Origin of the sequence: Rhodococcus sp. JS3073 (assembly GCF_026810085.1) — a bacterium.
Lineage (GTDB): Bacteria > Actinomycetota > Actinomycetes > Mycobacteriales > Mycobacteriaceae > Rhodococcus_F > Rhodococcus_F wratislaviensis.
In genome coordinates, this window is the sequence record NZ_CP113952.1 from 241,677 (window position 1) to 254,780 (window position 13,104).

Genomic DNA, 13,104 nt, shown 5'->3' on the forward strand with positions numbered 1-13,104 from the left:
CCATCTCTACCTTCTCTCTGTGGATGTCAATACGTATCGGCCGCGCGTTCCCGGTCTCGCGGCGGCGCGGTGTGCCTCTGCCGCGTCCTCGAACGGAATCGTGCCCGCGACGCGCAGAGCGATCTCGCCGCGCTCGGCCATCCGGACCAGATCCACTGTCTGATCGGTGTTCGGGCGGGCGTTCAAGAACCGCCAGTCGAGCCCGCTGTTCGCCGGAGGCTCCCCGACCGCGCTCACAGCCGCACCTCCGGGCTCGATACCAGCGAGAACCGACCGGTCGACCGGTGCGGTCGCGAAGAGCGCGTCGGCCGGGCCGCGCAGTGCCCGCCGTAGATCGGCGGCAACATCACGCGAGGTGCGTGAGATGAAATGCCCGCCCCGCCCCTCGATGAAATTTCTGTCGCCGTCATCGGCGACACCCGCAACGGCGATGCCGCGGTGCACCGCCAGATCCATGGCGAAGCCACCGACTCCTCCTGCGGCACCCAGGATTGCAAGTGTGTCGCCTCGCTGTAGCCCCAGCAGTTCCAGAGCCTGGAATGCGGTGTTCCCGTTGAGCGGCAGAGTCGTCAACGCGGCCGGTGATAGCGATGGCGGGCAGGGCGTTGCCGATTCGATTGGAACGACGATGTAGTCCGCCTGCGTCCCCTCGCGGGTGTCGAACCAGTACCGCCAGCCGGTTACGGTAAGACCGATGAGTCCGGTATCGACGTGGGGTCCTACTGCATCAATGCGACCGGCATAGTCCCAGCCCAACACCAATCGTCCGGCCAGCTCGGTATTCTCGCCGTAGTGCCCGGCCCTGGTCTCGAGATCGACCGGGTGCACACTGGCCGCCTCCACCCTGACCCGGGCTCCGCCGGGTCCTGGGTGGGGCATCGGAATCTCTGCTATTTCGATGACTTCCGGTCCACCGAAACGGCTGACCGTTACCGCTCGGTTCATGACATACCTCGCTGCGCAGCTCCGGCGTCCATGATTCCGCATAGTCCGCCGGGTGTGGAGACCCAGTTACTGAATCCACCACTCAATTCGGCGCCATCGCCGAGCGGACTGATTCGTGGGCGTCGCGATTTCCGCCGCGTCGCGACGTTCCTACCGACACCAGCAGGATCGCCCCCATCCCGATTACCGCGAAGACGGAGAACGTGTAGAAGTTCCATTGGTAGCCGAGCGTGGACGCCGCGATCCACCCGCCAATGATCGGACCGACGACTGCGCCCGCGCGACCGATTCCAATAGTGAGTCCGATTGCGGGAGCCCTCAAGGTTCCACTGAAAACCGTGCCCACGTAGCCCATGATCAGGATCTGGGTGCCGATCGTCCCCAGGCCCGCGATTGCCACGAAGACGTACAGCATCGGCAGTGGCATCCGGAAGCTGAGCATCAAGATCGATACCGCAGCGAGCAGCAGCACCGTTGCATTGACCTTTCGCGACCCCAGTCGATCGGCGAGGGTCGAGGCGATGAGGACTCCGACCATGGCGCCCGCGTTGAGCACGAGGAGGAACATCAGTGAGCTTCCGAGCGAGTAGCCGGCTTGCTTCATGATTTGGGGCAGCCATGTGCTGATGCCGTAGGTGATGAGCAGACCGCAGAAGGCTGCGACCGTGAACAGGGTGGCTGCACGCCGGTGCGCCGGCTTCAGGAGAGCGCGCATCGACGCGGAGTCGGACCCGGATGACTCGTTCGATGCTCGATGGATCCGCTCCACACCGAAGTCGTGGGCGATCGCATCGGCGTCCTCCACCCGTCCACGGCTCATGAGGTACGCCGGCGACTCCGGGAGGTACCGCAGAGCCAGGGGGAAGACCGTGACAAGCGGGAGGAGGCACAGTGCGTACATCCATCGGAACCCGAGGTCGGGCAGTAAGACGATCCCTGCGACCGCGGCAGCGATCCCGCCGAGGCAGTACCCGCAGCAGGACAGAGCGTTGTTGAGCTGGCGCCGGCTAGGGGGTGAGAACTCGATGATCAGCGCAACGGACACCGGGACGAATCCGCCCAGGCCGAGGCCCCCGATGAATCGGAGGATCCCGAAGACCTCGGGGCTAGGCGCGAGGGCGCACAATCCCATCGCGGTCGCGAACCACACCATCGATCCGAGAAATAGCCGTCGCGGTCCGAACCGTCCCGTGGCCGCCCCCGACGCGAGCGCTCCGATGAGCATTCCCACGAGGGTGAGACTGCCGATGGCACCAACCTCCATTGCGGTGAGACCCCACCGTTCGTACCCCAGCAACGATGGCACCGTGGCGCCATAGACGACCAGGTCGTACCCGTCGCAGATCAATGCGGCGAAGCAGAGCGCCACGATGACGTTCGGACTTCGGTGTCTTCCTGTCGAGCTGCTGCCGACTGCGCCGCTCGCACTCTCGGCGTCACGCGATACCGTCATGATCTTCCTTCGTCGTATCGATGTTTCGGTGCCATGAGTGCTGGCGTGGGGCCGGGTGGGACGCGACAGTCCCACAGCCGCACTGGTCAATCGCGAGTCGCGGGAATCATGGTGGCGACGAATGTGGCGGAACGATCACTCCGGTTGCTCCAGGTGTGCTTGGTTCCGCGTTGGACGAATGTGTCCCCGGGTCGCAGGAGCGTCTCGGAGTCCTCGAGCACGGCATACAGCTCGCCGGTCACGATGGTGACAATGTCGATGGTCTCGGTGACGTGCAGTCCGCTGATGGCGTCGTCGGCGGTGTAGGCGTCCCCAGCTTTCAGGTCGCCGAGGGCGCTCTCGTAGCCCGCCGCCGCATCCCACTCGCTGTCCGGCGGGAACGTCGCGAGCCGCACGACGACACCCTCGGCCGGAGGTGCGAGAGCGACGGTGCCGTCGAGGGTGTCCTTCGCATCTACCGACGCCGGAATGGTGTCGGCCTGCCAGACGTCGGCGACGGTAAATCCGTCGGTGACGGCACGGGTGGTGGTGTTCTCGTCCAGTACGATCGTGGATTTTCCGTCGCCGCTGACGCCGGACACGACGCGCCGGGCCTGGAATTGCTTGTGGTCGGAAGGCATGGTGTTCCCTTTCTCGGGGTTGTGGTTGTGAGGAAGTCGTCGATAGGTCAACAACGCTCGGATCTATTGGTCGTGAAGGATGACGCCACGAATCAGCTTGCCGTCCTTCAGGTCCCGGAATCCCTGGTTGATGTCTTCGAGGCGGTAGTTCTTGGTGGCGAGTTCGTCGAGTTTCAGGTCGCCCTTGTCGTAGAGGCGGAGCAGCCGGACGATGTCGTAATGCGGGTTTCCGGAGCCGAACATGGTTCCCTTGATGGTCTTTTCGAACTTCGTCAGCACGGCACCCGACACGTGCACGGTGAGCTTTTCCGGTGCGGCCAGCCCGGTAACCACGACGACGCCGCCCCTGCCGACGGCGTCGAACGCGTTCTGCACGACCTCTTCGTCGACGACACCCACGGTGACCAGCGCCTGATCTGCGCCCTGACCCCAGGTGATCTCGTTGATCTTCTCGGCCGCCTCGGCCGCCGACGCGAACGCGTGGGTGGCGCCGAACTTCAGGGCGGTCTCGCGCTTGAACGCCACCGGGTCGACGGCGACCACGTACTTCGCACCGGCACTGACCGCGCCCTGGACGGCATTGATGCCGATTCCGCCGATTCCGTAGATGACCGTGGTGTCCCCGACGCGCACACCGCCTGCGTAGACCGCGGTGCCCCAACCGGTCGGCACACCGCAGCCGACCAGGACTGCCGTCTCGAGCGGCAGCCAGTCGTCGACCTTGACGACGGAGTGCTGTGACAGCGTCGCACGTTCGGAGAAAGTGCCGAGCATGCAGAGACTGCCGAAGTCGAGGCCGTCTCCGTGGTACCGCGTCCCGCCGTCGGGGAAGGTCCCGAGGACGGCGTTGGCGCCGAGGTCACACAGGCTCTGTCGGCCGGTGGAGCAGTAACGGCAGCTTCCGCAGGACGGGATGAAGCTACAGACGACGTGGTCGCCGGGTGCGACCTTGGTCACCCCGGGGCCGACCTTTTCGATGATGCCGGAACCTTCGTGACCTGCGACTATGGGATATCTAGGCGTGAGGTCGCCGTCGAGCAGGTGCAGGTCGGAGTGGCAGAGTCCGGAGGCGACGAATTTGATCTGCACCTCGCCGACTCCGGGTTCGTCGATGTCGAGTTCGCGGATCTCGAACTCTGTGCTGTTTTCCAGCAGCACAGCAGCTTTGGTCTTCATGGATGTCTCCGTATCGAAAGAGTCAGTGGGGAAGTATTTTTCAGAGCTTCATCAGGACGGTTCGTTCTTCGGTGTGTTCGGCGACAGCCTGGAATCCGTACTTAGCGCCGTACCCGCTCTGCTTCTGCCCGGAGTGCGGAAGGGAAGTGGCCCACGCGCCATAGCAGTTGACCCATAACATTCCGGCCCGGATGCGGCGGGTGAAACGGTGCGCGCGGCTGAGATTCTCCGTCCAGAGACCGCCGGCGAGACCGAACTCCGTGCCGTTGGCGAGCGCGAGTGCCTCCTCCTCGTCCTGGAACCGGACGACGTTGACCACCGGGCCGAACACCTCTTCGCGGGCAATGCGCATCTCCGGCGTGACGTCGGCGATGATCGTCGGCTGATAGAAGTTCTCGTTGACGTTCCAGCCCGCGTCCGCCGACCTACCCCCGAGAACCACGGTGGCGCCGTCCTCGATGGCACCGTCGACGTGTCCCTGGACCCGCAGGCGCTGACTGGTCGAGATCAGGGGGCCGATGTCGCTGCCCGGTTCGAATCCCGGTCCGACGGTGAACCGCCGCGCCTCCTGCTGCAACCGATCCACCACCTCGTCGTAGCATCCGGCCTGAACGAACAACCTCGACCCGGCGACACAGACCTGACCGGCGTTCGTGAAGATGCCCGCCGCCGCACCCACGACCGCGGCCGACAGGTCCGCGTCGTCGAAGATGATGTCGGGGGACTTTCCACCCAGTTCCAACGTCATCCGCTTCATGTTCGTGGCCGAGGCCTCGACGATGCGGCGCCCGGTGGCGGTGGAACCGGTGAAGTTGATGCGCGCGACCCCGTGATGGCGGGCGAGATGCTCGCCGGCCACGGAGCCGACACCGGGAACGACATTGAGGACCCCGGGCGGCAAGCCGGCCTCTGCGGCCAGTTCCGCTACCCGCAGCGCCGTGAACGGGGTCAGTTCCGAGGGCTTACCGACAACCGTGCAGCCGGCAGTGAGGGCAGGCGTGACCTGGCGCAGGAACGCGGCGGCGGGCGCGTTCCACGGGCAGATGGTGCCGACCACACCCACCGGAACCCGCAGGGTGTGCGCGAAGAGGCCGGTGCCCTGATCACTGGTCCTACCGGTGAGTTTGGTTGCCCACCCCGATGTTTCACGGATGGTGTCCGCTGCCCAGCGAACGTAGGCGAGCGATTGTCTCGCCGGCATCCCGTTCTCGAGCACGTCGAGTGCGGCGAGTTCGTACGCGTGGCGCTCGATCAGCTCGGCCCACGCCCACAGCAGGTGACTGCGCTCGCGCCCGGGGGTCTCGCTCCAGGTTTCGAATGCCCGGGTCGCGGCGGTCACGGCGGCGTCGACGTCGTCTTCGTCGGCGAGATGAACGATGCCGAGTTCCCTGTCGGTCGCGGGATCCAGCACGGGCAGCAGTTTCCGGCCCGCCCGGGCGCTGACGCGGCCATCGATCCACGGCAGCCACTCACCGCGGGCCAACGCAGGGTCGGCGTCTCCGGGCTGAACCGGACAGATTGTTTGTGGTGTCAACGGAGGTACCTCCGACCTCGACAGCGGCTAGTCGTCGTAAGATCCAGCTTGCCGCATCATGGATCAAATATGATGCGGCAAACGTAACAAGCCTCCGATGGTGTGTCAACCATCACAACAATCAGGTAGGTCAGGCTTCGCGCTGCCGGTTCACCTGACTTCCAAGTATTCTCGAATCTCGATGCACCGCAGCGATTTCCGGATTCCACGCGTGATTCGAGTGGCGCCGCGAACCTATGCGGCGGGCGCTCTGCCAAGCGTGCGCTGAGTACGTCCACGCGCCCGGGTTGACGTCCGAAGTTGCGAATAAGTGACGGGAGACGAGCGCTGCGTCGGGTGCAGAAGGGGCGTCACCATCGTGCGGCAGCGCCCGATCGAAGATCGACCGCCATGTCCGCGCTGTCGGCAAACTCCATGGCGCTGGGATAGCGAACGGGCCGGAGATCTCCGGCCCCGGTCATTCTCCGGTGTCGAGGGAGTCGGCGTGCGCTTCCTCGGCCGTCGCGCGTCGTCCGTCGGCGATCGCGACACCGAGCACCACGGCCAGAGCGGCGCATCCCGCCAGGTAGGGCGGTGCGGGCAGTGTCGCCGCTGCCAGCACGACCAGCGCGGCCAGGGCTATCGGTCGCGATATCGGCATATCGCGCATCACCGCTCGCATGTACCAGGTCTGCGCGGCGAAGAAGAGGAACGGGCCACCGAAGAGAAACGCATTGGTCACAGCATCCGTGTGACCAGTCGGATGCGCGATCACCAATTCATCCCCGACCGCGATCGCGAGCAGTCCGGCGACCATTACCAAGAGAGTGTTGATGGCATAGCGGCTGGTCCGCACCGGGTCCCGGCCGGCAATGACCTGACTCACCGCGCGTGGTTCGGAACGGCGGAAATATGCCCACCACACGGCAATGGTGCCGATCACTGCGACTGCACCGGTGAAAAGGGTCATCGGTTCCAGGGGTGCATCGGCAACGGAGGATCCGGTCGTGAGCACCGTTTCCCCCAGCGCGATGATGAAGAAGAGCCGGGCTCGCTCGAATTGATGTTCGGCCGCGAAGTCGACGCGTTCGGAGTGGAATCGTTTTCCCGGCAGGGGGTGTGCGGTCAGGAGGCCAAGGAGGTCGATCACCGTCGCGATACCCCACAGAACCAATCGGAGGGGACCGTCGACCACCGCGCCTATGATCCACAGCGGTGCGGTTGCCACGAGCCACACCAGCGCACGCTGGAAGTGTCGGCGCATGACGTCGTCGAGCCCGGTGGTCAGCAGCCAGAGCGTCCGTCCGATCTGGATCGTGAGATACGTCGCGACGAACAACCACCCCGCCTCGCCGAATGCCTCCGGCGCCGCGACATTCATGAACAGACCGAGCACCATGATCACCAACAGCATCATGCGAACCGGTGACCGGTCGGGGTCGGTCAGGGAACCGGCCCACGCCGTGTAGGACCACGCGAGGAACACCGCGACGTACAGCATCAGCGTCTGCGCCAGTCCCGTCCAGGTGAGATGTTCGACCAGATGGTGCACCAGCTGCCCGATCCCGAACACGTAGACGAGGTCGAAGAACAGCTCGAGGGGACTGACGCGCGGATCTCGTGGATCACGCTTCAGAGGTCGCGGCCCCGATGTGCTCATCATCTACATCCTCCCGCGACTCCGGTTCCCACATGTCAGGTCTTCTGGATCATCTTCCCCATGAAGTGTCCGCTGACCCGGTCAACCACAAACGACGGAAGCCGAAAGGCGATTGTCACAGTGCGGTCCGCACGCCACCTCACGCCGGACCTGCCCCGGCAGTGCATCCCGTCGGAGGAGAGTCCGTCCCGATAGAGATCCCGGGGTTCACCAACCGCCGAAGGACAGTCCCCCGTTCACCGAGAGTGTCTGCCCGGTGATCTGGCCGGCCTCCCCGGAAGCGAGGAATGTGACAGCGTCGGCCACTTCCTCGACCGCCGGCGGCCGGCCTGCCGGGAATCGCTTCAATGCCTTGTCGAAGAGCTTCTGCTGGAAGCTCTCGGTGGCGAAGATCCGATCCCAGGACGGCGTACCCGAGGTGATGGTCATCGCAACACCGTTGACCCGAATCTGCCACCGCGAGAGTTCCTTCGCGAGTGTTTTCGTCAGCAGGATCACCCCAGCACCAGCGGCTCCCATGATGGATTCGCCGGAAGTCGGGGTCCGGGCCGCATCTGTCGTCAACATGACCACGGCACCACCACGTACGCGCAGGCCTGGCACCGCGGCGTGCACGGGGTAGATCCGGGGGAAGAAGCGCGATACGAAGGCACGCTGGAGCTGATCGCCCGTCATCTCCGCGAAGGGTGTGGGTCCGAACTCCCCCTGCGCCCCGGCGCTGACCACGATGTCGATGGCCCCGAAGTCACGCACCACTCGGCCGGCAACCTCGGCGATGCTGTCGTAGTCACCACAGTCACCTGCCTCGAAGCGCGCATGATCCGAGACCTCACGCAGGCGATCCATCGCGTCCTTGCCACGCTCGGCCGACCGACCGTTCACCACTACCGTCGCACCACGCTTGGCCAGCCGCACGGCGGTCTCGAGCCCCACACCGCTGGTCGCTCCGGTGATCAGTGCAACCTTTCCATCCAAGTCGGTCTCCGAACCGGCACCCATCGCTCTACCTCCAGCACTCTTGTCGTGAATTACGAACCTCAATACCGTAACATGGATGATATATGATGCGTAGTCTCTACGAGTTTCCGCGCTACTTCATGCGCTGTCGATTCCGGCCTATCGTGAGCAACTATCCAGACAAGGACACCCCATGCCCGACTTTTCGATCTCCGAGTTCCTCCGTCCCGGCGATCTCGTCGCCGTCGGCGAGGCCACTGCCGAGCCGCGCACCCTCGTCGCACGCTTCCTCGACGCTGCCCGCGACATCGACGACGTGACGGCCCTGTGCGGATACGCTCTCGACGACATCTGGCACAGCGTGCCTGACGGGCACCCCACGGTGATGTCCTACGCCGCACACGGGTCCTTGCGGAAGCTGGCGGCCACCGGCCAACTCCAGATCCTGCCGTGCCATCTCTCGAGTGTGGTCCGGTTCATTCGCAACGGCACCCTTCCGGTCGACGTGGTCCTCATCCAGTTGCCGCCCGCGGACGCGGACGGCTTCCACAGCCTGGGAGGGACTGTGGGCTACCTCGTCGACGCACTCGACTCGGCACGCGTGGTTCTCGCCGAGATCAACCCGAACATGCCCCGGACCAACAGTTCCCGCCGCATCCACCAATCCCAGATCACCGCGACCATCGCTTCCGACAACCCGATGCCCGGTTCCCCGACCCGACCGGCCACCGAGGTCGACCGGACCATCGCGGCAAATGTGGCAACCCTGATTCCCGACGGTGCCAGTCTGCAGCTGGGCGTCGGCGCGATACCCGCCGAGATCACCAAGGTGATCCGAGAACGATCAGGATTGCGGATCCGGTCCAACCTGATCGGAGACTGGGTTCTCGATCTGGTGGATTCCGGTGCCGTCGACATCAGCGTGGCCGGGTCGTGCACCACCGGGATGGCACTCGGGAGCCGGCGACTGTACGACTTCGTCGACGGCAACACCGGTATCGACTTCGTGCACCTGGACGAACTTCTGGCACCGGACACCCTCGCATCCTGCGACCCGTTCATCGTCGTCAACTCCGCTCTCCAGGTCGACCTGCTCGGGCAGGTGAACGCGGAATCACTCGGTGGCCTCTACGTCGGCGCAGTCGGCGGACAGGTCGACTCCTTCCGCGCCACCCGGATGGCGAAATCCGGGCTGTCGGTCGTCGCGCTGCCGGCCACCAATCCAGCCGGTGACAAGAGCTCCATAGTTGCGCACCTCGACGGCCCGACAACGTCACTTCAGAGCGACGTCGACATCATCGCCACCGAGTACGGGGTCGCGGACCTGCGCGCGACGACGGCAGCCCAGCGCGCGGAACAACTGATCGCCGTCGCCGCACCGGCACACCGCGACAAGCTGCGCGCCGAACTGGCCCGCGGACACCGAACCGAGCGGTGACCCCGACACGAGTCGAATCACAGACACAGGAGCGGTCGCGCCGACGGCGAGTGCTGACCGCGTTGATGCTCGGCAATGCGCTCGTGGCCTTAGACACGACGATCATCGCGACCGCGGTCCCCGCGATCGTCGAGGACCTCAAGGGATTCGAGCAGTTTCCCTGGCTGTTCTCCGCATACCTGTTGTCCCACGCCGTCACGACACCGATCTTCGGCAAACTATCCGACACCGTGGGCCGCAAACCCGTCATATTGCTCGGGATCGGTATCTTCTTCCTCGGTTCGACGCTGTGCGGGTTTGCCCAGTCCATGACCGCGCTGATCGCGTTCCGTGCCCTGCAGGGCCTCGGTGCGGGGGCAGTGCAACCCACGGTCCTGACGATCGCCGGCGACATCTACACCCTGCGCGAGCGGCCACGAGCGCAGGGATACATCGCCAGTGTGTGGGCCGCCGCGTCCGTCCTGGGCCCGGCCGTCGGGGGATTGTTCGCCGAGTACGGATCCTGGCGGGCGATCTTCTTCGTCAACGTCCCGATCTGCGCGGCGGCGGCCCTACTGCTCAGCCGAAATTTCCGCGAGGACGGTACGGACCCACGGAAGAGGGACGGGCGACCGGACGTGCTGGGTGGAGTGCTGCTGACCCTCGCGGCCGGGCTTCTAATGCTGGGACTTCTGGAGGGCGGCCGGAGCTGGGTGTGGGGGTCTACGACGTGGATCGCAATCGTCACGATCGGCACGGTCTGTCTTCTGCTGTTCGGGGTCGTCGAGTGGCGGGTACGCAACCCGATCATGCCGCCCTGGATTCTCGGCCGGCGGACCCTTCTGGGCACGGTTCTCACCTCGGCAATCATTGGTGTGGTCGTCACAGAGCTCACTTCCTACGTCCCGCTGTTCTCACAGAGCGTTCTCGGAACGACCGCCCTCACCGGCGGCTTCCTGCTCACACCGCTGACGTTGGCGTGGCCGCTGTCCTCGAGCCAGTCCGGGCGGCTCTATCTGCGAATCGGATTTCGCCGCACAGCGTTGGCGGGAACAGCGATCACCATCGTCGGCGCCGGGCTGACGGTCCTGTTCGGTGAGAGCACGGCCGAATGGCAGATCGCGGGTGCGTGCTTCGTCGTCGGTGCCGGACTCGGGTTCATCACCAGCCCCACCATCATCGCCGCACAAGCGAGCGTCGAACGGCACGAACGTGGAGTCGTCACCTCCTGCACCACTTTCGCCCGCTCGATCGGTGGGGCTGTCGGGGCGGCCGGGTGCGGCGCCCTCGTCGCAGCGCAGGGCGGTGACCCGCAGTCACCGGCTCGGCTGGACGCCGCCCTGCACCCGGTGTTCGTCTGCCTCGCACTCGCCGCATGCGGGCTGATCGTCACCGTATCGATACTGCCGCGGCACATGCAGCTCACATCTCGACCGCACGAGATCCCCGACGGCATGTCCGACCGCCGCGGACGAAAAGTGTCAGGCAAGTAAGTCGTTCGTGCCGCCGGGCCGCCAGAGGTTCGATGTCGAGGATGCAGCTCGGCGCCCGACGGGAAAACCACGGATCGGGACGGTGCAAGCCGAATCGCGGAGAATCACCCATTATCTACTTGCGACAGCCCGACGCTGCACCGATGCCGCGGTGCGACATGGCCGCCTGCGGGACGCTGACACCTGTTCGATTGATCGCCGCTCTCGCGGCCGACGCGTTTCCATACATCCTCGACGCCTTCGTGTGCAGCTTCATTGCCCGCTGCGGACCCGGTCAGGTCCACAGCGGGCAATGCGGCGTAGCACCCGGCCCGCTTGTTAGCGGCTACTGCCTGCGCTGCCTTGCACGCCGCCCAGGCATCGCCTCACGGGGCGCTCGCGTGCTGCCGTTGCTGTGGATCGGCGATGCTGTCGCCGCGGGTGGCGACATTGCGAAACTGGTCACCGAGAGCAGAGCCGGCAATGAAGACGGCGCCCGCGACGAAGATGATGGAAACTCCCCACGTGGAGTGGGTAGGCGAGAGAGTGACCATCGTCAGTGCCGCAAGCGGAGCGAGGCCGCCGGCGAAGGCACCACTGACTTCTCGCCCGGCACCGAGACCGGACGTGCGGACATCAGCCGGGAACTGCTGGGCAAGAAAGGAACCGGATGCTGCCAGCAGTGTGGGCTGGACGATGCCGACAGTCAAGATCAGCGCCGCCCAGATGTAGATCGGGCGATCGGTGTCGAGGAGCCAGAAGAACGGGAACGCGAGGACGGCGATGCCACCTGCTCCGATCAGCATGACCCGGCGGGCACCCGCGGCGTCACAGAACCGTCCCGCCAACGGAACGGTGACGATCGCGACGGCGCTGGCCAGGCTGATGCCGAACGCTCCGACATTGGCCGCGACATCACGGAACTCGGCGAGATACGACAGCGAGAACGTCTTGAAGATGTAGCTGATGCTGTTGAGCCCGATTGTGGAAACCGCGACGACCGTCAGTCCGCGCCAATGGTTTCTGAGCAGATTGCGGAGTGGTTGCACCTTCTTCCGTGTCTGGGCGTCGGCCGCGAGCTGTTCGAACTCGGGGGTCTCGGGCAGGTTTCGGCGCATCCAGTAGCCCAGGGCGACGAGGACGAAGCTGAACAGGAACGGTACCCGCCATCCCCAATCGTGCAGAGCCTCGTCACTGAGGCTCGTCACGGCCGTCACTGCCAGCGAGGAGGCTAGCAGACCGATGTTGACCCCCAGCGCCGGCCATGCTCCCTGCCGGCCGCGAGACTTGCTGTCGGCGTGCTCGTAGGACATGGCGACTGCACTACCGAACTCGGCACCCGCACCGAATCCCTGCAGGAGGCGGAACACGATCAGCAGGATCGGTGCAGCGATTCCGATCGTCTCGTAGGACGGGATCAGGCCGATGAGGCCGGTTGCCACGCCCATGAGCAGAAGGGTGAACGTGAGCACCGCCTTCCGCCCGATCTTGTCGCCGAGGATTCCGAACACGATGCCGCCCAGGGGGCGAACCAGGAATCCGACCGCGAAGGTCGAGAATGCGGCGAGCGTGCTCACCGCTGAATTCTCCGACGGAAAGAAGATCGGGCCGAAGACCAATGCGGCCATCGATGCGTAGAGGTAGAAGTCGAAAAATTCGAGAGCGGTACCGACCACCACGGCGGGGCCGACGGACTTCGGCTTCCGACCTGGCGGAGTATCGGCAGCGGTGGGTGGTTTTGGTGGCTGGGTCACGTCGAGCCTCTTCTCTTCCATGCAACGTGTGACACACAGCACTATGCGTTATATATGATGCGATGTCAACGGTCGTTAGGTTTCCTTCGCATCACTCGATTCGATAGCGAGACGATGTCGAAACAGGTTGGTGCGCA

10 protein-coding genes are annotated in these 13,104 nt (G+C 64.9%); 2 read left to right on the top strand and 8 right to left on the bottom strand.

The features are described 5' to 3' along the window. Positions 1-6 precede the first annotated feature (6 nt). The 7 genes from OYT95_RS39180 to OYT95_RS39210 form a co-directional block, all read right to left on the bottom strand. Complete coding sequence (locus OYT95_RS39180; protein ID WP_268792955.1) at positions 7-945, bottom strand: NADP-dependent oxidoreductase; 939 nt, start codon at positions 943-945, stop codon at positions 7-9. An 82-nt stretch (positions 946-1,027) separates the two neighbouring features. After that, positions 1,028-2,398 (bottom strand): MFS transporter, encoded by a 1,371-nt coding sequence (locus OYT95_RS39185; protein WP_268792956.1) that lies wholly within the window; start codon positions 2,396-2,398, stop codon positions 1,028-1,030. 86 nt (positions 2,399-2,484) lie between these two features. Beyond that, on the bottom strand, positions 2,485-3,018 hold the full coding sequence (locus tag OYT95_RS39190; RefSeq protein WP_268792957.1) for a cupin domain-containing protein: 534 nt from the start codon (positions 3,016-3,018) through the stop codon (positions 2,485-2,487). A 63-nt stretch (positions 3,019-3,081) separates the two neighbouring features. After that, the gene (locus OYT95_RS39195; RefSeq protein WP_268792958.1) at positions 3,082-4,194 is read right to left on the bottom strand and encodes an NDMA-dependent alcohol dehydrogenase; all 1,113 of its coding nucleotides are present in this window, start codon (positions 4,192-4,194) and stop codon (positions 3,082-3,084) included. 40 nt (positions 4,195-4,234) lie between these two features. Next, positions 4,235-5,728 (bottom strand): aldehyde dehydrogenase family protein, encoded by a 1,494-nt coding sequence (locus OYT95_RS39200; RefSeq protein ID WP_268792959.1) that lies wholly within the window; start codon positions 5,726-5,728, stop codon positions 4,235-4,237. Between the two features lie 457 nt (positions 5,729-6,185). Continuing rightward, positions 6,186-7,370 carry a low temperature requirement protein A gene (locus tag OYT95_RS39205; RefSeq protein WP_268792960.1) on the bottom strand — a complete coding sequence of 395 codons (1,185 nt, stop codon included), beginning with the start codon at positions 7,368-7,370 and terminating at the stop codon, positions 6,186-6,188. Positions 7,371-7,574: 204 nt separating this feature from the next. Then, positions 7,575-8,342 carry an SDR family NAD(P)-dependent oxidoreductase gene (locus tag OYT95_RS39210; RefSeq protein WP_268792961.1) on the bottom strand — a complete coding sequence of 256 codons (768 nt, stop codon included), beginning with the start codon at positions 8,340-8,342 and terminating at the stop codon, positions 7,575-7,577. Positions 8,343-8,517: 175 nt separating this feature from the next. On the opposite strand from OYT95_RS39210, the gene OYT95_RS39215 reads away from it, so the two are divergent. Both OYT95_RS39215 and OYT95_RS39220 read left to right on the top strand, forming a co-directional pair. Next, positions 8,518-9,762: an acetyl-CoA hydrolase/transferase family protein gene (locus OYT95_RS39215; protein ID WP_268792962.1), complete on the top strand. Its 1,245-nt coding sequence runs from the start codon at positions 8,518-8,520 to the stop codon at positions 9,760-9,762. Next, entirely contained in the window at positions 9,759-11,234 is a 1,476-nt protein-coding gene (locus OYT95_RS39220) for an MDR family MFS transporter (RefSeq protein WP_268792963.1), read from the top strand. The genes OYT95_RS39215 and OYT95_RS39220 overlap by 4 nt, the downstream gene beginning before the upstream one ends. Positions 11,235-11,599: 365 nt before the next feature. Here the strand turns inward: OYT95_RS39220 and OYT95_RS39225 are convergent, their stop codons facing one another. Next, positions 11,600-12,967: an MFS transporter gene (locus OYT95_RS39225; RefSeq protein ID WP_268792964.1), complete on the bottom strand. Its 1,368-nt coding sequence runs from the start codon at positions 12,965-12,967 to the stop codon at positions 11,600-11,602. Between the last annotated feature and the right edge of the window lie 137 nt (positions 12,968-13,104).

Coding starts and splice junctions, on each gene's coding strand:
- OYT95_RS39205 (WP_268792960.1), bottom strand. CDS start 7,370: ATGATGAGCACATCGGGGCCGCGACCTCTGAAGCGTGATCCACGAGAT.
- OYT95_RS39185 (WP_268792956.1), bottom strand. CDS start 2,398: ATGACGGTATCGCGTGACGCCGAGAGTGCGAGCGGCGCAGTCGGCAGC.
- OYT95_RS39195 (WP_268792958.1), bottom strand. CDS start 4,194: ATGAAGACCAAAGCTGCTGTGCTGCTGGAAAACAGCACAGAGTTCGAG.
- OYT95_RS39180 (WP_268792955.1), bottom strand. CDS start 945: ATGAACCGAGCGGTAACGGTCAGCCGTTTCGGTGGACCGGAAGTCATC.
- OYT95_RS39190 (WP_268792957.1), bottom strand. CDS start 3,018: ATGCCTTCCGACCACAAGCAATTCCAGGCCCGGCGCGTCGTGTCCGGC.
- OYT95_RS39215 (WP_268792962.1), top strand. CDS start 8,518: ATGCCCGACTTTTCGATCTCCGAGTTCCTCCGTCCCGGCGATCTCGTC.